This is a genomic window from Arthrobacter sp. 10T413_2 (assembly GCF_056394205.1).
Genome location: NZ_JBFTHK010000058.1, coordinates 1 through 25,063 on the forward strand (window position 1 = coordinate 1; position 25,063 = coordinate 25,063).

Here is a 25,063-nt window from a genome sequence, read left to right on the forward strand (position 1 = left end):
AACAACACCGGCATCAAGCACATCAAACGCACTGCCCGCGGATACCGGAACCCGGCCAATTACAAATCGATTATTCTCATGAGAAGTGCCGTCCGGACGGCGGCATGACACTCATCCGGGATTCGCTTCCCCATGAACCGTGAAGAGCCGGTTTGACCTTTGTCAACCCACCTAAGCCTCTTCGGGTCCCCGTAAGCATGAAGGGGTAAATCCCGTGCTGCTGTCAGGAAGCAAATACCGTCAGCGCATTGACCATCATCGCTGCAGCGTTTTGTTGGCTTCGATCCGCAAGTATCCTGGAGCGGCCCTCGACCTGCGCATCCGCGTACGCCTCGGGAATCAGTATCCGTTCCAAGTCGGTTTCCAGATCGACAATCTTGCAACCGACGATCGGGTAGTCGGCAAAGTTGGACCAGACGCCTACATCAAGGTTGGGTCCAACCTGGAGCCCGGCGATACCTCTTGCCCCGGCGGCCAGACACGGAGTGCCCACTGCCAGGCTCTGCATTGCGCCTCTTCCGGCTGAKACGCTAAAGACTGCCTTATTCATCAGGCGCGGGACATCGTCAGCAGGCACCCAGCCGCGCATGACGACAGAGACGTTCGGGTAGTCAACAATATAGTTTGCCAGCTCGCGATCAACTCTGTTCCGCTCGGGACCGTCTCCCAGAATCTCAATGTCCCAATGGATGTTTCGAGCCTGGTGGAAGAGGCCGCTAATCAGAAGCTTCAGAGCTCGAACTTGGCTGCGTTTATCCTTGTCGATTCTTGACGCCATAACGATGGAACCGTGTCCGTTCACGATCTTCTMGTCGAGACCCAGGAGAGGATATTCGAATCGATCCATGTCCACGCCGTTGGGAGCAACATGGACGCGCTCCGGTTCGATTCTGCACAGGTCCACCAGAAGATCACCGATCTGCTCCGTGGTCACCAGAAAACCGTCAACCAGGTGCTGCCATGTGTAGACAAAGTCATGGTGAAAGCCATGGAACATGGCGACGACTTTGGTCTTCATGACCTCGTTCACGAACAGGGCAAATTTCCGCGACTCGAACGKCTGCGCGAATACCATGTCATAGCGGGGACCGTTGCGGACCTCTTCAGCAACTGCGGTCCAGTCTGCCCAGTCAACACGAATCACTTGGGCTCCGAMTTCCTCGCCCTTCTCAGCAACGAGCCCGTCCCGCACGACCAGCGTCACGTCGTGGCCGCGCTMAAGAAGCGTTGCCGCAGCCCCAACAACGTATTCGTGGAGCCCACCCCATTCGGCAACCGTATAGGCCGGTAACAGAATTCTCACGAAGTCTCCTCTACGGTCAAGATGTCAGTGGCCCGGTTCGGAGCGGTCAAACTCCAGACCCAAGCCGACCGATCCGAGGAGATCAACGAGAGACGCCAGCTGTTGATCAGAAAATTCAGCGTCCGCCGGGCACACAAGTGTGGAAACTTGGAGGTMAGCAGCGAAYAGGACGGCAACGGCAAGGAATGGATAGAGTTGCTCATTCCCGGCACGCTGTCCCGCGTGAAGCCAGGCATTGCTGGACAGCGTCAGACGGTCGAACGTAAACAGCCTGCCGGTCGCAATGTCGGAACGGACGACGTTCAGGCCGATTCTCCGGGTTGCATCCAGCGAGTTGATCCGCTCCGACCCAATGACCGCGTCMGTTTCAAGCGCCAGCTCGAGTCCTCCGCGCMACGTAAGCGTTCCAGCACCAGAGGACACGTTGGTCGGAACTATCTGTCCGTTGCCGGAGAAACGGCTGATGGCAGCCGCTACGTCTGACGACATTGCGAAGGGTGCGTGGAACCGTCCACCCATGTGCGAGCCGAAAACCAAAGTCGTGGCAACCGCTACCCTATCGCCCCAGTTTGATGCCGGCGAGGCATCCATCCAGAATTCCGAGACAACCGGAAAGGCGTMCAAGTATTCGAGATCGTKAGCCACGAGCCCGGCACGTCCGGATTTGTCGTTGATCCAAGACACCTTCATTATCGATTCACCAATTCCTGAATGCGCAATTCCGCTACTTCCGAATCCAATCCGTCGCTACCGCGCCGGTAGAGCGCCAGATCGGCCTCGCTCCGGCCTTCCACCGMACGCGCAAAGGCCTCAAGTGCCTTCGGCTCGTCTTCGAAGACATACACGGTGAAGGCGAATCGGTCATCTTGACTGATGGAGAGGGTGATTTGCCGCTTGAGGTCTGYCTCTTGCTCCAAGCCAGTCGGAGCGTCGGCGGCATCTGTATTCGTCCAAACGATAGCTGCAGGGRTTCGGCCMGGCCTGGCCATGAGTCCGGTCAGCCCTTGGAGCCGACTGCGAAGGGCCCGGTCCAGGATTTCCKCCGGCGCCTCCCTCKGGAGCTCCATTGAAGGRTTAAGTTCGCCCTCCAATCGCCCGMTAACGCCCAGCTTCTGCATGGCAGCGAGGTCCTCCAGCGTCACGTTCAGGAAGTCGGCGTATTCGCCGACGATCTTTCCGGTTTCATCTTCCTCGCAGAGGATGAAGCTGGTGCTCTTGAGCTTCTGCAGGCGGCTGGCCTTGTTGGCTACATTGCCCTGAACGTGAAGCGAACGAACTGCCAAGTGGTCTGGCAGGTACTTTCCGAAACTCTCCTMGAGCTTGCCCTTCTCCGCAATCTTGGGCCAAAGGATTGCTTTGCTTTCTTCCTTCAGTGCGGCGATGTCGTCATCGGAACCGGCGAACTGCAGCATGAATCGGGAAAGCTCGGCCGCGTACTTCTGCCGTGTGCCGTCTGAGTTACTCACCTGTGTCGGGTGCATGCGACGCAGGAAGAGCACCTTTCCCGTGTGTACCCAGGACACCCCTGACCTCATCATGCGCAACGCCAAATTGTGGTCCACGGCGCTGGAGATKGTCTCGTTGTATCGGAACTGCCGGATAAGGCGGGTCTCCACGAGCCACGTTGCGTGGCCCGGGGTTTGGCCGGTGACCAATGACACGGGCATGCAGAACTGTTCCCTGATGACGTGGAGGACCATCTCGCCGGTGATGTCGTCGAAGTTGACCCAGGAACCGTARCTGGCTTGAACGCCGGCCTTGATGCCGGAAAGGCTCACTTCGAGTCGCCAAGGCAACATAATGTCGTCGTCGTCGTGGACGGCGGTGAAGGTGCCTCGTGAAATGTCCGCCACCGTGTTTCTGGCGGCGGCGATCCCGCGGTTCTCCTGGTAGACATATTTGACGCGCTCATCGTCGAATGATTCGACTACAAGCCGGGTAGCGTCAGTGGATCCATCATCAACGACGATGAGTTCGAAATCTTCTACTGTCTGCGCCAGCACTKAGTTAATGCTGTCCCGCAGGTAGTCGGCCCGGTTGTAGGTCGCAATTGCAACGGTAACCAGGGGCGGGGCGTCTGCCGGGCGGTTCTTCCAACTGGTCACGTTGCGGATGTAGGTTTCGTCCTGCTCAAGCCGGTTGAGCCGCTCGGCAATGTCACCGGCTGAATCGGCACGGGCGGCCGCAGCGTCAGAGTCCTCCACGGCCGGAGCCACAAAGCAACGAATTCCCTCGGCAGAGCGCTGATCGAAGATCACTCCCATGCGTTTCATGCGCAGCTTGAGGTCGCAGAAGGCACGAGCGGCTTTCTTCTGTTTCTCGTCGAATCCACGAAGCCGCAGCAGTGAGTCCCGATCAACGAGCACCGGGCTTCCCGGAGCCCAGACGGAACGACTCACGGGCACACGTGCCGCGTCGGACCATTCCAGAGTGTCCGTCAACGCCGCCGTAGCGAGACGAGGCGGAAGGTCCCTCCCGGGGATGATGACCATACTGGCCGCTGCAGACCGGACAGACTCGATGGCGTCCTTCAGACCATCCGGACTAAACATCATGCAATCATCGAGCGCAAGAATCACCTCGCCCGTCGAAATTGCGACGCCCGCGTTTAACTGAAGGCCTGCACTGTCCTCGGGATCGCATCCGATGACCTGCATCCCGATCGACGGTCTGGACCGCAAATCCAACTCGATGTCGTCGGCACGCTCGCCGTCGACCAGCAGGATAATTTCGTGGTCTACCCCGCTCAATGCAGCGCCGATTGTCTTGGCCGACAGCCATATCCGATCGGCGCCTGAGGTCACGGCATTCACAATGACGGATACAGTCGCACGCTTGCTCAATTGAAACTCCCTAGTGGACTCGTGCGAACTACGCTGTGAACCGGACCGGGGGCGGCAGTCACGCTCGGCAGGTCGAGTTGGGAATACCAAAGTCTGCCAATGACTGTMGGTATTTGCTCGGGGGCCATTTCCGCGTGCCAAACCCGGACGCCGATCCGCATGGAATCAAAAGGTGTCTCGCTGGCGAGGAGGCGGGGGATTTTTGTCACGGTCCCTGCCTTCATGGCTGGAACATAGGCAAAAGTCCGTTGTAACGCCTTCGAGTAGTTCCAGTTCATGTCCCGAGGATMCAGGACTTCGGAGCCAGCCGAGACATTCTCCAACGTGAGCATGAATTGCTTGTCCGCATCCACATCGGCTAGGGCCTGAATCCCAATCGATAGAGAATTTCTCGGCACAAGAAGTTTTATTTCAAAGCTGTGGAGGCATTTATTATCGCCAGTCAATCTGTAATCCCTCGTCATAGTAGATTTCGCCGTATCTAGCGCTCCGCCAAAATGCAAATCCGCATGCTAATCGGGATGTTCCCCATACTTATCACTGTCAAAGACCCTAGCACGCTCGCCATGACCGATTTTCGACACCGTCAGGTATGGACTCCCCCGCTTGGCCGCGCCGCGTCCAAGCCCTTGATCTCCGATCAGATGACAGKAGAAAGTTTCATTCGCCGTCCACCTTTGCTTCACCCAGCCGAGACCCGAAGAACTCCTGGTGTGCCTCCTGGATATTCCGCAGGAAACGGTGCCGCGCGGGCGGCTCGTGGCCTTTGGACATCGGCTCCAGCACGAAACGGAGCCGTCCCGATGGGTCAATCCCGCCCGTTTCAGGATCAGTGGACCGTACTTGGGCGAACGGCGCGTAGTGTTCCTCGATGTGATCGAGGTCATTGGAGTTTTGGACATAGCGCACGAAGTTGGGGATTTCCGGCTCGGCATAGAGCCGGCGAAGGTTGACTCGCTCCGCAAAGTCCGCTTCTACGGCATCAATCGTGTCGTAGCCAGGGAATGCTGCATTCACGAACACTTTGGCAACCCAAGGAATGTAGTCACCCACGCGAGTCTGAGGCGAGAAACTAACAGCAAGCGACCCCGGTATGCGGCGCKAAATAGCCATAGCCGCATACCCGCCACCGCTGKACCCGGCCAGAACAATGTGCTCGTAGCCGCCGTCGACCGCCACCTGCTGGACAACAGCAGCGATGTCATCGGCAAGGTCCTGCTCCTTTGTGCCGATGTACCACCCKAGGGGAATCTTCTCCCCCAGTTCAAGGGTGGTGTCAGCAATCAGAAGGACGCCGGCGTCCRGGTTGCCGAGCGTCCGGCGCCATTCAAAGCGCGGGAGCTGGAACTTGGACCGCACCAGCGAGCCGTGGAAGCTCACAATCAGCGTCTTGGACGGCCTGGGAGCGTACAGGGTAACAATATCCAAGGGTCCGCCGGAAKGGGACGGCACAACGTACTCGTAATGCTGCGACGCCTTGTGGTCGATCTCGCTGGCCGAGTCGATTCGGCGGATCTCTACAGCGTTCCGCTCGTCCCAGGCCGTGCCGGTGGTTGTTTCTTGCAAATTCACAGAGTCTCTCCTGTTTCGAAGGCGCCCACGTTGGAGCCTGTCAGTGCAAGCGGAGCTTCCTCCGCCGGGGTATCGGGAATGGTTAGAATTTCCGGCTGCGCTACGTGGTCACCGACGGACTTTTGTCCGTGCCCGGACTCGGCGATAACCCGGAAGGTCCGTTCGTTGAGCGGATACCACCGTACAGGGCCGCCGAACACGGACAAAAGGTTGCGTTCAACTGTCCCGACCTCGTATTTGTGTTCATCCGTTTCCCAGTTGTAGGGCGGCTCATCCGTCCACACGGACACAGCGTCTGCTGTGTGACCGCTGCGCAGCTCGCGGCTGTACTGGAATGCGGTGGGATCGTAGACGTTGACTTGCGCGGACCGCACGCGGTCCGTCGCTTCGACCCGGATAAGACGCCCTTCGTGGAAGGCTTCCATGAGCTCGTTTGAATACGATGAGTMGATGGAACTCGTGTGAAGCAGGCTCGGATAGTGCATCAGGCCAATCCTCTGTCCCTTCGCGGCCGCAACTGCCAGATGCTCCAGCATCAGCTCGGCCACCAAGGAGTCGGCGCCGAAATCGCCGACAAGCAGGATATCAAGTTCCACGTCCTGCTGATTCGTGCCGGACGGCAGGAACCGTGCAGGTGCAGGGAACGCACGTTCGGCAAGCGGGAAGTCCAAGTAGCCCGTGTGCTCGCCGGCCTGGATCTTCTTGTGCCAGTGCTCGTAGGAGTCGCGGTAGGACACCCGGTCGGGCGACCTGTACCCGAGGCGGAAATMCTCCATGGAAAGGTTCGAGGATCCGACGAGGGACAGCGTCAAGGGAGCCTCGCAGACTTCCAGGGGCTCGCTGTCATTGACGAGGGCCATGTAGCGGAGGATGAACTCCGTGTCCGCAGCCTTCCGGACGGAATCCCAGTGACCMAGGTGCTCCCGGATGGTGGCGGTGTGGAACATGGTAGAAACGTGGGCCKGGGTGATGAAGGCTCCGCGCCATCCCCGGTAGTGGAAGAAGAGGTCTTCGTCCGCGCGCGTCCAGGGAGCGGAAACAAGCCTTCCGTCGCTTTGCTGCCGGGCACCCCGGACCAGTCGCTCGATCTTCTGCGGGTGCTGCCAGTCGTCACCGTCGAAGATCGTGATGAATTCGCCCTGAGCCATGGTGTAGCCGATGTTGCGCGACGTGTACGCACCGGCGTTGGGCTCGTTGAGCACCACTTTAATGCGTGCGTCCACGGTCAGCCACTTGTTCAGCCGTTCCGCGGCGTCCCCGCCGGAACCGTCGTCAACGATGATGATTTCGATGTTCCGGTAGCTCTGATCCAGGGCCGACTGAATCGCGAGATCCGTGTACTCGTCCGGCTTGTAGACGGGCATGACGATGCTGACGAGCGGGCCGTCCGTCACCGGGGTAGGCACCTCTGCCTTCAGCCGGAGAAATGCCGGGGCGGACCCTTCGGCGAGGGAAAGCCGGGAAAGCCCTGCCCGCACGTAGATGTCGTTGATCTCGGCGAGCCAGCGCTCGGCGTCGGCTGAACTGTCTTTGAACGGGTTGGCAGCGTTGGCACGGTAGAGGTGGAGGTCGTTGCCGTTCAGTTCGTCGGCCTTGTAGAGACCTTGAAGCCTGATGACTTCCCCGCCCTKACCGGTCCGGGCCAAGGCGTCGAGGAAGAACTCCCCGCGGCGCTTTTTGCCGAACGGCTTTGCGCCGAGCCGCTGGTAGGCGTATTTGTACAGCGTGGCAGCGTTCAGGATGTCGTCCTGGAGAATGTTCTGCCGGAAGCACAGGTCGGCCAGATGCAGGAGTGCTGAGCGCGGTGCCTTGTCCAGGACGGGCTCCACGCTGCGCCGGCTTTTCCCCCCGATCCGGTACATTTCCAGGGCAACCGACATGTCCCGCCAGCCCCACCGGCCCATGGTTGTCGCGCTCACCAGCACGTCGCGGCCATCAACGGAGTGCAGCTTGGTCAAACGCTGGGCAAGACGTGCCTCCGGGATCCGGGAGCGGGCKCCCCATTCGACGAGAGCCCCGGGGCGCGGGGCCGGCGGAGTCGCGGCCAGCTTGGCCCGTGCGGCGATGGCGCGTTTGGTTGCCTGCCGGGACGCCCTGAGAAGCCGGTCCACGTACAGCGCACCGACCGCCAGCGCGGCTGCGAAGAACACCACCACCAGCCCCAGGAGCCACGCGTTGCGTGYGTAGGCAGCCGCAACAACCAGGGCGAAGAGGACAGCGAAGCAAGCGGCGGCCGCTTTCTTCTTCGGGGACAGGCGCGCAATTCTGCGGAGAGCTTGTTGAAGTTTCATTCGCTGAGCATCCTAAACGTGCGGTTTGGTGGTGTAAGCGGAAGGGGAAGGAACGGGCACCCGGGCGAAGTGGCTGCGCATGGCATCGAGCCGCGCTCCTGCCGAAGGGCCCGGAAGGGCGCCKATCTGCGGCGGCKGGACGAAACCGTCCCATTGTTCGGCCACGCTCTGCAGGAAGATGCTGTCGTCCGGATTMCAGGTGTGGCCACCGTGTGAATCCGCGCCGGAGTGGCGTTGCATCATGTAGTTCTGGCCGTGGGAGCGGTAGACCAGTCCCCYGGCGGCCTGAACGGCCTGCAGGAGGCAGCGGTCGACGGCGCGGTGGACGGGCCGCCATCCGCCCAGTTGCCGCAGCTCGTCCCGGCCGAGCATCATGGTGCCGCCGGCAACGTGGTCCGAGTACTGCTCCCCGAGCGGCGGCCGGCGGGTGGTGATGTCCAGGCTTTCCAGATAGACGAATTCAACTTGTGCCCCCACCAGGGTGGCGCCGCTGAAGTCTTTTGCGTGGACGAGATCCCGCAGGTGGTGCCGGCCGTACCAGTCGTCGTCGTCCATCTTGCAGACCAGATCGCCGCTGGCGGCGCGGACTCCGGTGTTCAGCACCTCGCCAAAAATCATCTCGGCCGGAACGGAGCGCAGCTGCAGCTCGCCGGGATAGGCCTCGACGGCGCGCCGGACCTCGGGCAGGTCGGCGTCGAAGCCGTGCAGCACCACCACCACTTCCAGGGCTTCCCAGCTCTGGCGCGCCAGCTGTCCCAGTGCGGCGGCCAGCTTCTCGGGCCGGCGGGTGGCCAGGACCACGCTCACGGACGGCAAGGGAAGCAGGGGCTTGCCGAGCTGGCCCAGCAGGGTGTTCCAGACGGCCTTAGGGCTGTAGAGGTCCAGTGCCGTGCGTCGCAGTTCGATCGACTTCGATTCCCGCAGCACCGTCGGGTCGCCGGCGTCGAATGCCTGGATACAGTTCACCAGCTGATCGCCGAGCAGGGAACGTACCGGCGCAGCCAAGTCTCGTGCCAGCAGCGGCACGCCGGCGACGGCGAGCTGGCTGAGGCGCCGTGCCAACTGCCAGTCCAGGCCGCCAAAGCGGGTGCCGTCCAMCTGAAGGTACTTGTGGGGGCGCAATTCCKCGAGGCCGGCTTCGCTCAGCTCTCCCCCGTGGCCGAGCTCGCCCGGTTCGAGTGCGCGCGCCGGATTATCGGCGTAGGGCAGGAATCCCATGGGCGAAACGACGGCGGTATCGACCGGGGGCAGTACGGTCCCAGGCGGTGTCCAGACCGGCGGGGTGACGCGTCCGGGGTTGTCCGCTGTCTGCCCGCTCAGCTGCTCCGTGAGTTCGGCAGGCCCGACCAGCACGTCGACGGAATAGATGTCATCCGGCTCAGGCTGCAGGAGCTGCTCCGTCATGAAGCTGCCCAGGGCGTCCCCGGCGAGCCAGGCGCTGGCCGCGGGCTCCGTGATGCCCACCCGCAGTCCGCCCAGCACCGGCCGCGGCGCAGCAGGGGCACAGCAGCCCAATGCGGCCAGGGCGGCAGCATGCACGTTCACCCATTTGCCGCCTTCAACCACGACGGCGAAGCCAAGCCCGGGCACGGTGAGTGCGGTTGCGCYGGCCTTGATCTGGAGGCTGCGCGGGGTCCAGACCGGGAGATCGGCGGCCGGGAAGAGTCCGCGGATCACCAGCACAAACCGTTGCGCCCGTCCCTCGCTACGGAACAGGGGAAGCAGTGCCCGGGCCTCGGCCAGCGACTCCGCCTGCACAACGTAGGTGGCCCACCAGAGTTGGTCCGCGGGGACGGCGTGCTGCCAGCCGGCCCCGGTCCGGGGATCACGGTGTTCCCAGTCCGTGCGGGCGTAGTCGAGTCCAAGGTCCAGTGCCAGCTCAGCCATTGAGTGGTCCGTGGAGCTGACCAGGACGCTCTTGATCTGCATGCCCCTAGCCCCCGGCCCGGCCGGTGCGGGCCTTCAGCCGGCCCAGGATGTAGGCCGGGCCCTTGCGGGCAATTGCGCGGGCACGGGAGAGGCCCCGGTTCGGGGCAAGGCCCTGCTCCAGTCGGCGGCGTTCGATCTCGGACTTCTTAAGCCGCGCCTCGAGCTGCCGGATCTGCTGCTCATAGTCGTGGCGCGTGGCGCTGTCAGCCAGGTCCCGGACCACKATATTCAGGTCAAGAGTGGCGGCAGCGCCTTTGCGCAGGTGGAGTTTGGGCTTGGGCCGACGGAAGTCGTGCAGGCCCAGGGCACTGCCGGAGACCCATCGCTCGCCGCCGGCGCTGCGCGCAGATTGCTCGGGGTCGCCGGAGCCGGACAGCTCCCGCAGGGTGGCCGTCGGCCAGAGTTCGATCGCACCGGGCTGCCCGTCCACCAGTGCCCTGAGGACTAGGGCCTGCGTCTGCCGCAGGGTGTCGATCATGGCCTCCAGCGAGTGCAGGGCCACGGCCGTCCCGGCGCTGAGCACCAGGGTGTAGGAGGACTCGGCAATGCGCTGTCCGTCGGTCCGGACAAAGGCGAAGCGGCGGTCCGTGGCCAGCCATTCCTCGAGCTTGGGCCGGCCGCCGTCTTCCACGAGTATGTCCACGGCGAAGTCCTGGCACGCCGAGCCGAATAGCGATGCGACGGTCCCGRCAATCTCYAGCTCCGTAGCTTTCGCGGCCCGGATCAGGATCCGGACAAGAGGAGTCTCCCGCCGCGGCGTGTGCAGGGCCTTGAGTGCAAAGCMGGCCTCGCGCAGCTCTTCTTCAATGGACGCTGTCACTGCGTGGCTTCCCCTATCCACCTACGCTTGCCCCCACGKGGGTGTGCGGCCGGCTGGAATCCGCAGGCTCCTGCTGGTTCCAGATGCCCTTGGTGTCAATGACCTGCTTGCCCTCCAGGGCCACGGAGTCAAGTGTCAGGAATTCGTCGTGGTCCACCAGGAGCATCACGAGATCTGCCTTGGCTACAGCTTCCTCCATGCCGTGGAGGCGCGCGAGTCCGGACGCTGTCAGGGCAGCGGGGAGTTCCTCGACGTTCGGGTMGACCACCAGCACGGTGCTGTCCGGCAGCTGCCGGACCAGTTCCTGGACGATCGTCACCGACGGCGACTCACGGACGTCGTCGATGTTGGCCTTGAAGGCCAGTCCGAGGACAGCTACGGTGGCGCCCGGCTGATCGGCCAGTGCCTGAACTGCCTGCCGGACCACGTGGTGGGGCTTGGAGTCGTTGACTTCACGCGCCGTCCGGATCAGTCCGGAGTGCTCCGGGACGGCGTCCACGATGAACCAGGGGTCGACGGCGATGCAGTGGCCGCCGACGCCGGGGCCGGGGMGCAGAACGTTCACGCGGGGGTGGTGGTTCGCGAGCTCGATCAGCCTCCAGACATCGATGCCGAGGCTGTCGCAAATCAGCGAAAGCTCGTTGGCGAAGGCGATGTTGACGTCGCGGAACGTGTTTTCCACTAGCTTGGTCATCTCTGCTGTGGTGGCATCCGTCAGCAGGATTTCGCCTTGGCAGATGACCTCGTACAGCMGCTTGGCCAGCTGGGCGCCTTCCTCGGTGAGGCCGCCGATCACGCGGTCGTTGGTGACGATTTCGATCATGATCCGGCCCGGCAGAACGCGCTCCGGGGAGTGCACAACGTGGACGTGTTTCTTTCCGGGAGCTGCGTCGAGTGAGAGGTCGGGCCGCAGTTCCATGAGGTGGGCGCCCAGGCGTTCGGTGGTGACGGGAGGCGACGTCGATTCCAGGACTACCAATTCGCCACCGCGGAGCTTCGGCGCGAGGGCCTCGACCGCGCTGCGGAGGTAGGAGAGATCGGCGCCGTTGCCCTCAGCCAGCGGGGTGGKCACGGCAATAATGTAGGCGTCGGCCGCAGGCACGGTGGTCATGGCCACGAGGTTGCCCAAGCTGACCGCGCCCGAGACCACCACGCCCATGTCGGGTTCCACGAAGGGAACCTCGCCACGGTTGACGGCGTCGATGGTGGACTGCTTCACGTCGACGCCGGCCACGAGCTTGCCTTTGGCGGCGAAGCTGGCCGCGGTGGGCAGGCCGATGTRGCCGAGCCCGATGACGGCAACATCAAAAATCGTCTCGTCCATGTCTTCCCTAAACTAAAATGTGGTCTTCGGGCGAACCGAAGAACTGAATTTTTGAAGTAGCCAGGAGCTCTTCATTGGTAATGGGCCAGGTGTGGGAGGCCACGTCGGCGCCGCGCATCTGGCAGTAATTGAAGCGGTCTGCCGAGTAGATCCGTGCGCCGGCCTCGATGACGTCGCTCAGGAAGCGCGAGTCCTCTCCGCGTGGCACGGGCTGGAACGGAAAACGCCTGAAGGTGTCCGTGGCGGCGAAGATGGTCGGTCCGRAGACTGCTTCGACGTAGCGGTGTTCCAGTTGCGKGTTGCGCAGGATGGTAKCCCCCGCCCCGGCCAGGTGCATGTAGTGCGCCCGCTTACCCACAACTTCGGCTTCGGAGTACATCATGGCGTGGACCTGGTCGCCCAGGTACAGCGGGCTGTACAGGTCGTCGTCGTCCCATTTGGTGGCGAACCGGCCGTCGGCCTTCGCCACGAGGGAATTGAGGCACTCACCGAGCATGGTCTGTTGCGGTTCCTGAAGAACCACGACGTCGAGTATCCCCGCTTCMAGGCATTTGCGCCGGAACGCGGATTCGTTGATCTCAAACCCRTGGGCGAGGAACACCAGCTGGACGTCCACGCCCTGCTGGGCGGCCACCCCTGCGATGACATGCTCCAGCTGCTGCGGCCGGAAGCTCGACACGAGGACTGACACCTGGGCGCGGGGGCCCTGGGCGGCCAGCTCGGGCCGGGCCGCGGCCGCGATGCTCTGTGCCCGGTGGCTGAAGGTGTGCTCGGCCCAGATCCTGCGCTGGGCCTTGTGGACCAGGCGCTGGGCATAGTCCGGGTTGGCGGTCAGTGCCTTCAGCAGGTGTGCGGCATCTTCGCGCGTGGMGGCCGTGGGGATTTCATTGCCCGGGAAGAATTMCGTGATGGCAGCGCTGGGGGTTGAGACCACGCAGGATCCGGCCGCGGTGATCTCAAAAATCCGCCGCGCGCACATGGACGGCGAGTCCGTGACGGAATTGACGTTGAGGAATACTTTGTACGCCTTGTAGGCGGTCAGCATCTGTTTGTAGGACAGGGAGCCCACAACATGCTTCTTCAGGATCCCGGGGAACTGATACTGCGGCTGCCGGCCGAGCTGCCKGGAAAAGATCTCAAAGCCGGGGCGCTTGGCCGCCGTCGCATCGACGGCCGCTCCCAGCAAGTACTCCATCTGCCGACGGCGGTCCTCGTACTTATGCGCAAAGTACATTCCAGCGAAGGCGATCTCCCGTGCGTGCCAGCCGTGCCGGGGCCGGGCCGGGTTGTGGATCCGCGGCTGCGCCGCGAACGGCAGCACGGAAATCCGGTTGTGGCCCAGGTCCTCGCGGTAGCGGGGAAGCATGTTGGAGTCAGTGGTGAAGACGTGGTCGAAGAGTTTCGCAGCAGGCAGGAAGTCCTCGTAGTGGGGCGGGTCTTCCTTGTTCCAGAAGACCGCCGGAAGTCCGCCCGCCCGGCAACCCTCAACGAGGTCGCGGAAGACCGGCGAAGGCCCTGCGGGGCTTGTGATTTTTCCCCGCCAGAGTCCGGCGTTGCCGGCCCAGGCGKATTCGACGACGACGAAGTCCAGGGCCTCGTCACGCAGCTGCTCTTCCCAGCTGTCCGGCCTAAGCGCCACGACCGTCMACTCGGCGGAGAACGCAGCAGCGGAGAAATCATCCATGATGATGCCCACGCGCAGCTGGGGATTCCTTGGCTCAGCAACGCCAACCTCGGCTTCACAAAAGATCAGGTGCCGGCCGCGTCCCAAGCCGCGCCAGGMCCCTTCCGCCCCGCGGACACCGGAAAGGCTGGCCTCATCGCGTTCGGCGGTGCTGMGGTGCAGGTAGCTCTTGACCTGTCCCATGCCGCCTTGGCGGGCGTGCCACAGCGCGCGGCGCCAATACGCCGTCTTGTCTCGAAAACTCATTGGCTACCTGGACCGCTTCCAGCCGTTGGGAAGCAGGGTGGTACGCATTTCGGGCAGGCTCGCCATCAGCTCAGCACGGATTTGGCGGCCGTAGTCGGCATTGCCCTCATTCATGCGCCAGATGAAGTTCCGGTATTCCTTGGCGACTYCGTCCGGGGTTCCGTCCATGATGAAGTCGCCCTTGTCGATCCAGATGGCGCGGTTGCACATGCCCGTAATGGTCCCGAGGCTGTGGCTGACCACAAACACCGTCCCCGCCTGGTTCGTGACCGTCTCCATCCGTTGCTTGKAACGTTCCTTGAATTGGGCATCGCCGGTGTTCAGGGCCTCGTCGATGAGCAGGATTTCGGGGTCCACCGCAGCCGCAATGGCAAAGCGGAGGCGCGCGCCCATGCCCGAGGAATAGGAATTCATCGGGTGGTAGACCTCGTGCTCCAGCCCGGACATCTCCACGATGTCATCGAACTTGGCATCGATTTGGGCGTGGCTCATGCCCATGGCCAGGCAGCCGAGCCGGATGTTCTGGGCGCMCGAGATGGAGCTGATCAGTGCGGCGTTGACGCCCAGCAGGATGGGGTTGCTCGCGGCGTAGACGGTGCCGGAGTCGGGGATGATCAGCCCGGCCAGAACCTTCATGAGTGTGCTCTTGCCTGAACCGTTGCGGCCAATGACGCCAATGGAGTCACCTTGATTGGCCACGAATGAAATCTTGCTCAAAGCCGTGGTCTTTACCGCTGTGTCGCCGAGACGGCGGTTCCTCAGGCTCTTCAACATGGAGGTCCGGGCATTGGTCCGCCCGGGAGTATGGTTCTTGGTCCGATAGACGACCGAAATGTCATCCACGACCACTGTTGGCTCCAGGATGGGGCCGCCCGATGCCTCAAACACGTCCATAGCTCTCCTCCCCGCGCCAGAAGACAAAGAGTCCCACGGCGACCGATCCCAGTGCCCACAGCCCCAAAACTGCCCAGGCCCGCCAGGACGGTGTGGTGTCGTAAAGAACCGTGTCACGGATGACCTTGATGACCTGGAAAACCGGGTTGAAATCCATGATGGTGCGCATCACCGGGTACTTGCCAAAGCGCTCCTCGGCAAAGAAGACCGCCGAGGCATACATCAGGAATCGAACCACAAATGTGAGCAGCATGCTGAGATCCGGGACCTTCATGATCAACGGTGCCAGCATCATGCCGATCCCCAGGTTGAACAGGAATTGCAGCAGGATCGCCGGAATGATCAGGAACCACCGCCACGTGATTTCCTCGGCCGGTGCCGTGAAGATCACGAAGAGCAGCATGACGATCGTCACGGGAATGTTGGAGATGAGTTCCCGCACGTTGAGCGCCAGGGGCAGGGCCGCCCGGGGAAACTGGAAGGCCCGGATCATGGACTTGTTACTGGTGAGCGACTTGGCCCCACCCAGGATGGACCGCGTGCTCATCTGGAACGTAAAGACGCCGATGATCAGGTAGCCGATGAAGTTTTCAATGCCCTTGCTGGTGCTCAGGAATACGCCAAAGATCAGATAGTAGCTAAGACCGCTCAACAACGGGGTCAAGACGAGCCATGCGGTACCCAGGTTGTTTTTGTMGTGGCCGCTCTGCACCCTGGCGCGGGCATCGAACAGGATGAAACTCCGGCGGTCCCACAACTGGACCAGATAGTCCAGGAAATCGGGTCGCTGCCCMACCTTGCTCAGCCGGGCAAGGTTCACGGGCACCGAGACGGTGGCGGGTGCCTCCGTCTGCGCGGCTTCGGTTTGTTCCGCTTCCGTTTTTTCTTGGATGCTCATCTAGTTACTCCCAGCATTTCCAACTCTCGTGCCAGGGCAACCGCGTTGGCGGCCCATGTTCTTTCCTGCAACACGCGTTCCCGGCCGGCAGCTCCGAACTTTGCTGCAAGCTCCGGGTCCGAAAGCAATTCCCGGATAGCCATGGCGAAGGAGGCAGGATMCCCCGCCGCCGCCAGAAAGCCGGTCACTCGGTCTTCGACGATTTCCGCCAGTGCCRGCAGGTCGCTGGCCACTACGGGCCGTGCAGAGGCCATGGCTTCCACGGGTTTGAGGGGTGTCACGGATCGCGTCACCTCCAAGTCCTTGCGCGGGACAACGAATACATCCAGCGCTTGATGGTACAGGGCCGTCTGGCTCCGGGGCACGCGGCCTGTGAAGATGATGCGATCGGCGTAGCCGCTTCGCTGCGCCTGGATCTGCAGCGCTGGCAGGGAAGAACCGTCGCCGACTATCAGGAGACGGAGCTGAGGCAGGTCCCCCGCGAGTAGCACAAACGCGGCCAGAAGGTCCTCAATCCCTTCATAGGGTACCAAGCTGCTGACTGTGCCAATGAATTGCCCGCCTTCTGMAAGACCGAGCTCGCGCCGGGCGCTGGCTTTCTCCTGCGGCTCGGAGAGAAAATCACCGCCAACAGCGTTAGGGGCAATCAGGACCTTGCTCTCCGGAATCCCGGCGGCGACGATGTTCGCCTTCATGGCTGTCCCGAGGGTCAGCACCAGGTCAGCGTCCTGCATGACGGCCGTTTCCCGGTTCTGAAACAGCCGGTATCTCTCGCTGTTCCGGGCCTCGGGGCCGCGGGTGGAGGCCCACGTGTCGGCCAGCTGGCCGCGGACCTCGTAGACCCAGGGAATGCCGAGGGCCCGGGCCACGGCACGCACTACCAGTCCGTTGACGTAGTGCGTGGTGGTGTGCAGGACGCTCGGTTTGAAGTCCAGTGCCACGGCGAGCAGTTGCTCCGCCTGCTGCTGCAGCCGGGCGTCAATGGTCTGAGCCATCGTCGCGGGCAGGAGCCGGTGGTACCGGACGCCGTCCACGGTGTCTGCGGCTTTGGCCAGGAGCTTCCCCACCTGCACGGGATAGCCCAGCCGGGTGACCGCCAGCACTTCCCAACCGGCCGCCTGCTGCGCCAGCAGCGTGGAGTGGGAGCGCTGGGCATAACCGCTGGCCGTGTGCGGCAGGGAATTTGTCAGAAGATGAAGGATCCGGCCGGGAACCGGGGCGTAGTMCCGGCGCTCCAGCGACGGCGATGCGTCCGCCAGAATTGCCGCCTCAGCCGCCAGGCGCGCCCGTTGCCGCAAGCCCGCCGCTCCCGCGCCGTCGAGCGCCACCACAGCTTCGCTGACGGCGCCGTCGTACCAGAGCCGCCGTGCCCGGGCCTGCTTTGCATGCTGCGCCGTGCCTGCCTTGGCCAGCAAGACATCCGACACCTCCGGCAGGTTGGCGGCGAGGGCGACGTCGGCCAGCCGCCGCGCGCGCTCACCTTTGACATTGCCGCCGGCGGCGATGCGCAGCCGGCGTTCGACGTCGGAGCCGTCTCCGGCGGCGAGTGCCGCGAACAGCACCACCGCGGAGGTGGAGTCTTTCGGGGCCAGTTGGCACAGACGCTTCGCGACCGGAAGCACGGCCGAGGGCATCCTGCGCGAAAGCTGCAGGAACAGGATGACAGGATCGTCGGTCAGGTGCTGCCTGACGACGCTCTGGGCCAGCCTGACGTTGTTGAGGAGCTGCATCATCGGTTATTGCGGGTTTCCGCGAGCAGTTCGGTGATGAGATCCATGTAGCGGCCGGCGAGTTGCCCGTACTCGGCGTTCGCTTTGACCCACTGGCGGCTGTCGCCGTTGCGGACCAGGCGGCCGCGGTCGGCCGCCAGTTCGCGCCACAGTGCCGCCAGCTCTTCCGGATCACTGGCCACGATGTCGCCGGCCTCGGCGTCAGAGACGATTCTGGCCGCTTCTCCACGCACCACGGCCGTGATATGCCKGCCGATGGCCAGGACCTCATAGGTCTTGGACGGCACAGTGGTTTCGAAGGACTTCCAGTCGTCCCGCAGGGAGACGATGCAGGTGTCAGCCGATGAGTAGCGTTCCAGCATGTCGTCACCGGTCAGGGGCGGGTGGAAGGTGACCGGAGCCTTCAGCTCACGTGCCAGCTTCTCCAGCGCAGGCCTCTGCGTTCCGTGGCCCACCATGTGCAGGTGCATGGAATCCCCCACGAGGGCGCTCGCGCGGATCGCGACGTCGAGCTTCTGGCTCTCGCCGTGGTTCCCCAGGTACAGGGCCTCGAAGACGTCCCGGTCGGGTTCAGGCGGTCCGACGACGGGGATGGCGTCCAGGTGCACGCCGTTGCTGACGGTGGCCACATTGCGGACCCCGCGCGACCGCAGCGTGGCGGCGAAGCCCTCCGTGACGGTGACCACGAGGTCCGCCCGGTGCTGGACAAAGTCCACCACATGTTCCACAACGCTCTTGACGCTGCCTTGGACCAGACGGGCGTCACGGGCCAGGTCCGGCCAGGCATCCCGCATTTCCACGATCAGCGGGACCCGGCGCATTCTGGCCAGGGCGTAGCCGGCCGCAAGTGACGGCAGCCCGGGGGCCGTGACAATGACGACGTCGGGCTTGCGGACCATCATTCCGGCCGGGACTGACAAGAAAGCCGAATAGCACTGATCCAGCAGCCGTGCGGCACGGGAGTTGCCGTGGCGCAGGTACGGAACGTGAAGAATTTTCTCGGTGAACTGGCCGTTGCGCAGCCGGAACGGCCTGCCAGCCATCCAGCGCGGGAGGGCCCGCCTGCCGAAGGGGTAGTGCGCCACCGGCGTTACGACGTCGACGTTCCAGCCCGAGTGGGAAAACTCCTTGATCATGGCCGTCCAGCGCCGCTGTGGCGGACTCTGTTCGGGCCAGTAGGAGTGGGTGATCAGCGTGATCTGCAGTCCGTCACTCGTGGTTTTGGCCGCACTCGACTCCATCAAGACTTGATCTTGCATGGGTGTCAGGACTTACGGGTGCGCGGAAGACCAGTGGCTTTTTTCGAGCTGATGAACCTGAAGTAGACAAAGCCCAGGCCCAGCAGGACAAGCACGGTGATGGCCTGAACAGCCAAGGGGCTACCGGTGGCAACGGCCACTGCAGCCTGGACCTCTGACTTCACCATGACGGGAGGGTCGGTCGGCGTCGCGATGACGGCGGGGGCCGTCGACGGCGCGGCCGTGGGGGTGGGCGTGGGGGTCGGCGTCTCCGACGGGGTTTCTTCAACGACGGGAGCCGGGGCAACGGGTGCAACGACAGCCGGGGTTTCCACCACGGGAGCGGGCGTTTCGAGKGGCACAGCCGGCGGCTMGACGGGCACGACAGGTACGACGGGCGGGACTACCGGTGCCGGCACGGTTTCCGCCGGCGGAGCCGGTGTCACAACGGGCGGGGCAGGAGTTTCCACGGGCGTCGGCACGATCACGGGTTCGGTCGGCGTGACGGGCGCCGGATCCGTCGCCGGGGCTGTCGGTCCCGGGTCGGCGGGCGTCTGGGAGGGCGAGACCGCCGGAGCCAAGGGGCTCGGGACCACCAGGTCATCGGCGTTTGCGGCTGACGCCGTGCCCGCGACTGAGGCGGCCAGGAGCAATGCTCCCAGCCCCATTCGTATAGTTTTCTTTCGGCTGCACGACGTCATCGACAGTCCCTCCCCCACAGTGCGAGATTGAATMAGGTGTGCGTTATGCGGCCAACACTAACGTCATTGTCGGCAGAGCCCCAGAGGTGCACGAGGTCCCAGTCTACTCGAAGGCTAGAGTCAGGCTGTTCAAAGAGATGCTACCCGCCGACCCTAAAGTGTGGCAGGAGCGCCACGCGGGGCGGGTTAAGCTGGATAAATGCTCCCGTTCAGCCGCCCTGTTTCCGCGCGCCTTCGCCTTCTTGTGGYGGCTGCCGCAGCTGGCCTGGCGTTGACGTCCTGCTCGCCGGTAGTCGACGTCACGCCCGCGAAGGACGCCGCGAACGCGGCCTGCGCACCGATGATGCTGGCCCTTCCCGACGCCATTGGCGACGCCAAGTTGCGCAAGACCAATGCCCAGGCGACGGCGGCCTGGGGAGACCCGTCCTTGGTGATCCTGCGCTGCGGTGTCAACGTTCCGGGTCCCACGACGGACCGCTGCGTGAGCGTCAACGGCGTCGATTGGGTCATCAAAGAAGGCAACCCGGTGTGGACGCTGACGACGTTCGGCCGCGAACCGGCCACGGAGATACTCATGGATCCGGACAAGATCAGCTCGGCTACCGTGCTGGCGGATCTCTCCCCCGCGGCGCTGAAGATTAAGGCAACCCGGAATTGCGTCGGCCAAGAGGACCTGCAGAACCTGCCGACCAGCAAGTAGGCCGGATCAGGTGCTGGGCCCACGCCGGCAGGGTTCCCTGGCCGAAGCGGAGCGAGGTTAGGGTGCAGGTGCTGGGCCCACGCCGGCAGGGTTCCCTGGCCGAAGCGGAGCGAGGTTAGGGTGCMGGTGGGGACTAGCGCAGCCCCGTCTTGCGGTGCAGTGCGAGGTAGATCAGCTCGTCGATCAGTTCCGCATAGCCCAGGCCARTGGCCTTCCACATCTGCGGGTACATGCTTTTGGGCGTGAACCCGGGCATCGTGTTGATCTCATTGATGATGAGCTCGCCCTCAGGCGTGTAGAAGAAGTCCACCCGGCTCAGTCCCTCGGCGCCGACGGCATCGAAGGCGACAGCGGCCAGTTCCCGGACCCGGGCGATTGCCTCGTCGGGGAGGTCGGCCGGGCAGCTGAGCGCGGCGGCGTCGTCCACGTATTTGGCGTTGAAGTCATAGAACTCGTGTCCGCCGCCCGCCACTGAAATCTCGCCCGGCATGGACGTCCGGGGAGCATCGGTCCCCCGGCCTTCCAGCACGGCGCATTCAATCTCGCGGCCCGTGATGCCGGCCTCGATTACCAGTTTGGGGTCGTGCTCGCGGGCAGCCGCGATCGCGGCGTCCAGACCCTCGAGCGAATCCACCTTGGAGATGCCCATGGAGGACCCCGCCCGGGCCGGCTTGACGAACACGGGGAAGCCGAGCTGGTCCACGCGTTTGCGGACGGTCTCGGGATCCGTGAGCCACTGCCGGTCGGTCACGGCGATGTACGGGCCCACATGCAGTCCGGCCGACTCAAAGACCACCTTCATGAAGTGCTTGTCCATGCCGACGGCTGACGCCAGCACGCCGGCGCCCACGTAGCGGGTGTCGGACAGTTCCAGGAGGCCTTGGATGGTCCCGTCCTCTCCGAACGGCCCGTGCAGGAGCGGGAAAACGACGTCGACGGCGCCGAGTTCCTGCGGAACCGCGTTCGGGGAGGCGACGATCAGCTGGTGCTCGCCGCCGATCTCGGCCAGCGCCACGGTCTGCGTCGACGGCGCTACTTCAGGCAGCGACGTCGCCGAGAGCGACCATTCGTTGGTGTCGGCGGAAGCCAAAACCCACTGGCCGGTCTTGGCGATCCCGATGGGGATGACGTCGTACTTGTCCTTGTCGATCGCACCGAGGACGCCGGCGGCTGTCACGCAGCTGACGGCGTGCTCGCTGGAGCGGCCGCCGAAGAGGACCGCGACGCGGGGTTTGGACTGGCCCGTGCGGGCATCTGTGGTCATGTTGTTCTCTGACACTCTCAGTAATCGCCTTCGGGTTTCAGGTCCCGGGACAGCAGCAGCGGACCCAGTTCGTCTACGGACAGTTTTCCGGCCAGGACGGCGACGACGGCTGCCGTGATCGGCATGTCGACGCCGAGCTTTCCGGCAAGTTCGTGGACCGCCTGGCTKGACTTGATGCCTTCCGMGGTCTGCTTCATCTCGGCCGTGACCTGATCGAGCGTCAGTCCCTTGCCGAGCAGCCGGCCGGCGGTGTGGTTTCGGGACAGCGGGGAGGAGCAGGTGGCCACGAGATCGCCCAGGCCGGCGAGCCCGGCCATGGTCCGGGCCTCGCCGCCCAGGGCAAGCGTCAGCCGGGAGGTCTCCGCCAGGCCGCGGGTGATCACCGAGGCCTTGGTGTTGTCCCCCATTTTCTTGCCTTCGCAGATTCCCACGGCCAGGGCAATGATGTTCTTGACGATTCCGCCGATTTCGACGCCGACCACATCAGTGGTGGTGTACGGGCGGAAGTAKGGCGCGGTGCAGCTGCGGGCGATCCAGCCTGCCGTGATCGGATCCGTGCAGGCCACAACGGACGCAGTCGGCTCGTCCCGGGCGATCTCCATGGCCAGGTTGGGCCCGGAAACCACGGCGACGCGGTTGGCGGGCAGGTCCAGCTCCGCGCAGATGACCTCGCTCATGCGGGCGTCGGTGTGGAGCTCGAGGCCCTTCATGAGGGATACGACGACGGCGCCCGGCGCCAGGTGCTTCTTCCAGGCCCGCAGCTGCGGGCGCAGGGTCTGCGCCGGAACGGCCAGGATCACCAGTTCCGCGCCGGCCAGGACCTCGGCGACGTCCGTGGAGGCCGTAATGCTGGACGGCAACGCGACACCGTTCAGATACTGCTCATTGCGGTGCAGGGCATTGATCTGGTCCACGACTTCGGGCCGCCGGCCCCAGAGACGGATCCTGCGCTCGACCCCGGAGGCGGTCGCCGCGTCGGCGACCACTTTGGCGAAGGTGGTCCCCCACGAGCCTGCCCCCAGGACGGCCACGGTGGTGGCGGAATCTGTTTCGCGGAAGGCCGGTGCCGGAAGGTCCGCCGTCACTGATTCCGCGGTCATGTGGTGACGTCCGGGTCAATGCGGCCGTGGGTGGGCTGGTTGTGCGCTGCCGGGTCCCAGCGCTCCGCTGGCGGCTGTTCGCCGCGCAGTCCGGCCAGGAGGCCGGTTATTGCGTTCATAATGACGTTCGTGGCGGCAGTGAGCGTCGCCCGGTCCAGCGGGCGGCCTTCGAAGGCGCTTAGGTCCACGGGATCCCCGACTACCAGGCGGGAAGTCTTGCGCGGGAAGAGGTACAAACGCTTGGCGTAGCGGGGCAGGACCTCTTGGGCACCCCAATGGGCCATGGGCACCACGGGGATGCCACTCTCCAGCGCCATGCGCGCGGCGCCGGTGTGGCCCTTCATCGGCCACAGGTCAGGGTCCCGGGTCAGGGTCCCTTCCGGGTAGATGATGATCGCCCCGCCCTCGTCCACGATCTCCTTGGCGAGTTGCAGCGAGCGGTTCGCTCCCGCCGTCGTGCGTTCCACCGGGATCTGCTTGGTGGACCGCAGGATCGCCCCCAGCACCGGAACCTTGAAGAGGCTGGCTTTGGCGAGGAAGTGCGGCATCCGCTTCTGGTTGTAGAGCATGTGCCCCACTACCAGCGGGTCGATCTCGGTGCAGTGGTTGGGGGCGGCGATGAAGCCCCCGGCGGGCAGCTTTTCCAGGCCTTCCCACTTCTTGCGCATCAGCAGATTCATCACGGGCCGGACGAGCCCGGCGACTGTCACGAATGTGGCGTGGCTCTTGGCCGTTTCCTTCACAGGGCCCCCGMTACTTGGCCGACGTGATGTCGAAATCGGCGCCGAGGCCCGCGAGCTTCTCGGTGAAGCGCTCGTAGCCGCGGTTGATGATGTCAATGCCTGTGACGCGGGAGGTGCCGGTGGCGGCCAGTGCGGMGATCAGGTGGCTGAACCCGCCGCGCAGGTCCGGCACGTCGATGTCGGTGCCCTTGAGCTGCGCCGGTCCGGAGATCACGGCGGAGTGCAGGAAGTTGCGCTGGCCGAAGCGGCACGGCACGCTGCCGAGGCACTCGCGGTGCACCTGGATGTTGGCGCCCATGCGGATGAGGGCCTCGGTGAAGCCGAAACGGTTCTCATACACGGTCTCGTGCACGATCGAGACGCCCTCGGCCTGGGTCAGGGCGACGATGAGGGGCTGCTGCCAGTCGGTCATGAAGCCCGGGTGCACGTCCGTTTCGAGGACCAGCGGGTTGAGCTTGCCGCCGCGGTGGTAGAAGCGGATGCCGTCGTCGCMGATGTCCATGCCGCCGCCGACCTTGCGGTAGGTGTTCAGGAACGTCATCATGTCGCGCTGTGTGGCGCCTTCAACAAAGATGTCGCCGCGGGTGACCAGGGCCGCGGAAGCCCAGGAGGCCGATTCGTTGCGGTCGGAGAGGGCGCGGTGGTTGTAGCCGCCGAGGTCCTGGACGCCTTCGATGCGGATGGTCCGGTCCGTCTGGACGCTGATGATCGCGCCCATTTTCTGCAGCACAGCGATGAGGTCAACGATTTCCGGCTCGGTGGCCGCTCCGGAGAGTTCGGTGATGCCCTCGGCGCGCGTGGCGCTCAGCAGGACCTGCTCGGTGGCGCCGACGGACGGGTACGGCAGGGCAATTTTGGCGCCCTTGAGGCCGTTCGGGGCGGAAATGTGGATGCCGCCGGGGCGCTTCTCCACCACGGCACCGAACTGGCGCAGGACATTCAAGTGGTAGTCGATCGGACGGTCGCCGATCTTACAGCCGCCCAGGTCCGGGATGAAGGCCTCGCCGATGGCGTGGATCAGCGGCCCGCACAGCAGGATCGGGATGCGCGAATCGCCGGCGTGGGCGTCGATCGCCGTGCTGGAGGCGGTCTTGGCACCCTTCGGGTCAAGCGTCAGATCACCGGTGACGGGGTCCTTATCAACCCTGACGCCATGGAGTTGAAGCAGGCTCGTGACAACCTCGACGTCCTTGATTTCGGGGACGTTGCGCAACACCGATGGTTCATTGCCCAGAAGGGCAGCCACCATGGCTTTGGGGACAAGATTCTTGGCCCCGCGAACGGTGACGCGGCCAGTTAGCGGGACGCCTMCGCGGATTGTMAGAACACTACTCATATACCGGTTTCCTCACGACTACTCGCCCCCAAATCCTTACAAAGKCTCCAGCTAAGCATAGGAGTATCCGTTACCGATCCGAAATACGGAGCCCTTCGGCGGGGCGCGTGGCGGGTGTGTGTGCGGATGTCCAGCCCCGACAAACACGAACGAACACGAATGCCGCCGTCGAGTCTTACGACTCGACGGCGGCACATCATCACCGGGCTCAGCGGCCGGCGGMGTCCCGAAGTTCGGGGCCCGGAGCCGKGGGCACTGCCCCGGGGTCCTAKGACAACCGGGCGGGCAGCGTCTTGGGCTTGAAGGAGGGCCGGGTGGCCTCGTACGCGGTGATGTCTTCTTCGTGCTGGAGAGTCAGCCCGATATCGTCCAGGCCTTCCAGAAGGCGCCAGCGCGTGTAGTCGTCAATCTCGAACGGCGMCACGATGTTGCCGCACTGCACGGTCT

Annotated in this window: 17 protein-coding genes and 2 pseudogenes; 1 reads left to right on the forward strand and 18 read right to left on the reverse strand. The window is 63.9% G+C overall.

Annotation, left to right across the window (positions count from 1 at the left end; genetic code table 11):
* Positions 1 to 223: 223 nt before the first annotated feature.
* From AC1DBQ_RS11325 to AC1DBQ_RS11385, 13 genes are all read right to left on the reverse strand, one after another.
* Positions 224 to 1,303 (reverse strand): glycosyltransferase family 4 protein, encoded by a 1,080-nt coding sequence (locus AC1DBQ_RS11325; RefSeq protein WP_476928593.1) that lies wholly within the window; start codon positions 1,301 to 1,303, stop codon positions 224 to 226.
* A gap of 689 nt (positions 1,304 to 1,992) precedes the next feature.
* Entirely contained in the window at positions 1,993 to 4,146 is a 2,154-nt protein-coding gene (locus tag AC1DBQ_RS11330; RefSeq protein ID WP_476928594.1) for a glycosyltransferase family 2 protein, read from the reverse strand.
* Positions 4,147 to 4,806: 660 nt separating this feature from the next.
* Positions 4,807 to 5,718 carry a hypothetical protein gene (locus tag AC1DBQ_RS11335; protein ID WP_476928595.1) on the reverse strand — a complete coding sequence of 304 codons (912 nt, stop codon included), beginning with the start codon at positions 5,716 to 5,718 and terminating at the stop codon, positions 4,807 to 4,809.
* Positions 5,715 to 8,009: a glycosyltransferase family 2 protein gene (locus AC1DBQ_RS11340; RefSeq protein WP_476928596.1), complete on the reverse strand. Its 2,295-nt coding sequence runs from the start codon at positions 8,007 to 8,009 to the stop codon at positions 5,715 to 5,717. Before AC1DBQ_RS11340 ends, AC1DBQ_RS11335 begins: the two co-directional genes overlap by 4 nt.
* A 12-nt stretch (positions 8,010 to 8,021) precedes the next feature.
* On the reverse strand, positions 8,022 to 9,938 hold the full coding sequence (locus AC1DBQ_RS11345; RefSeq protein WP_476928597.1) for a glycosyltransferase family 2 protein: 1,917 nt from the start codon (positions 9,936 to 9,938) through the stop codon (positions 8,022 to 8,024).
* Between the two features lie 4 nt (positions 9,939 to 9,942).
* The gene (locus AC1DBQ_RS11350) at positions 9,943 to 10,758 is read right to left on the reverse strand and encodes a hypothetical protein (RefSeq protein ID WP_476928598.1); all 816 of its coding nucleotides are present in this window, start codon (positions 10,756 to 10,758) and stop codon (positions 9,943 to 9,945) included.
* Positions 10,759 to 10,771: 13 nt separating this feature from the next.
* On the reverse strand, positions 10,772 to 12,082 hold the full coding sequence (gene wecC, locus AC1DBQ_RS11355) for a UDP-N-acetyl-D-mannosamine dehydrogenase (RefSeq protein ID WP_476928599.1): 1,311 nt from the start codon (positions 12,080 to 12,082) through the stop codon (positions 10,772 to 10,774).
* A gap of 7 nt (positions 12,083 to 12,089) precedes the next feature.
* Positions 12,090 to 14,012 (reverse strand): glycosyltransferase family protein, encoded by a 1,923-nt coding sequence (locus AC1DBQ_RS11360; RefSeq protein WP_476928600.1) that lies wholly within the window; start codon positions 14,010 to 14,012, stop codon positions 12,090 to 12,092.
* Between the two features lie 3 nt (positions 14,013 to 14,015).
* Positions 14,016 to 14,906, reverse strand: coding sequence for an ABC transporter ATP-binding protein (locus AC1DBQ_RS11365; protein WP_476928601.1), 891 nt, complete (start codon positions 14,904 to 14,906; stop codon positions 14,016 to 14,018).
* Positions 14,893 to 15,804, reverse strand: coding sequence for an ABC transporter permease (locus AC1DBQ_RS11370; protein ID WP_476928602.1), 912 nt, complete (start codon positions 15,802 to 15,804; stop codon positions 14,893 to 14,895). The genes AC1DBQ_RS11365 and AC1DBQ_RS11370 overlap by 14 nt, the downstream gene beginning before the upstream one ends.
* Positions 15,801 to 17,537: a glycosyltransferase family 4 protein gene (locus tag AC1DBQ_RS11375; protein ID WP_476928603.1), complete on the reverse strand. Its 1,737-nt coding sequence runs from the start codon at positions 17,535 to 17,537 to the stop codon at positions 15,801 to 15,803. The genes AC1DBQ_RS11370 and AC1DBQ_RS11375 overlap by 4 nt, the downstream gene beginning before the upstream one ends.
* Positions 17,534 to 18,775 (reverse strand): glycosyltransferase family 4 protein, encoded by a 1,242-nt coding sequence (locus AC1DBQ_RS11380; RefSeq protein WP_476928608.1) that lies wholly within the window; start codon positions 18,773 to 18,775, stop codon positions 17,534 to 17,536. The genes AC1DBQ_RS11375 and AC1DBQ_RS11380 overlap by 4 nt, the downstream gene beginning before the upstream one ends.
* A gap of 23 nt (positions 18,776 to 18,798) precedes the next feature.
* On the reverse strand, positions 18,799 to 19,440 hold the full coding sequence (locus AC1DBQ_RS11385) for a hypothetical protein (protein ID WP_476928604.1): 642 nt from the start codon (positions 19,438 to 19,440) through the stop codon (positions 18,799 to 18,801).
* Between the two features lie 232 nt (positions 19,441 to 19,672).
* Here AC1DBQ_RS11385 and AC1DBQ_RS11390 point away from each other — a divergent pair, with 232 nt between their 5' ends.
* The gene (locus tag AC1DBQ_RS11390; protein WP_476928605.1) at positions 19,673 to 20,173 is read left to right on the forward strand and encodes a DUF3515 family protein; all 501 of its coding nucleotides are present in this window, start codon (positions 19,673 to 19,675) and stop codon (positions 20,171 to 20,173) included.
* 133 nt (positions 20,174 to 20,306) lie between these two features.
* Here the strand turns inward: AC1DBQ_RS11390 and AC1DBQ_RS11395 are convergent, their stop codons facing one another.
* The 5 genes and pseudogenes from AC1DBQ_RS11395 to AC1DBQ_RS11415 form a co-directional block, all read right to left on the reverse strand.
* On the reverse strand, positions 20,307 to 21,437 hold the full coding sequence (locus AC1DBQ_RS11395; protein ID WP_476928609.1) for a D-alanine--D-alanine ligase family protein: 1,131 nt from the start codon (positions 21,435 to 21,437) through the stop codon (positions 20,307 to 20,309).
* A gap of 17 nt (positions 21,438 to 21,454) precedes the next feature.
* Positions 21,455 to 22,537 (reverse strand): NAD(P)H-dependent glycerol-3-phosphate dehydrogenase, encoded by a 1,083-nt coding sequence (locus AC1DBQ_RS11400; RefSeq protein ID WP_476928606.1) that lies wholly within the window; start codon positions 22,535 to 22,537, stop codon positions 21,455 to 21,457.
* Positions 22,534 to 23,280, reverse strand: a complete 747-nt coding sequence (locus tag AC1DBQ_RS11405; RefSeq protein WP_476928607.1) for a lysophospholipid acyltransferase family protein — start codon at positions 23,278 to 23,280, stop codon at positions 22,534 to 22,536. Before AC1DBQ_RS11405 ends, AC1DBQ_RS11400 begins: the two co-directional genes overlap by 4 nt.
* 13 nt (positions 23,281 to 23,293) lie before the next feature.
* A pseudogene (gene murA / locus AC1DBQ_RS11410) lies at positions 23,294 to 24,616 on the reverse strand (UDP-N-acetylglucosamine 1-carboxyvinyltransferase); the annotation flags it as partial.
* 268 nt (positions 24,617 to 24,884) lie between these two features.
* Positions 24,885 to 25,063 (reverse strand): annotated as a pseudogene (locus tag AC1DBQ_RS11415) (3-isopropylmalate dehydratase small subunit); the annotation flags it as partial.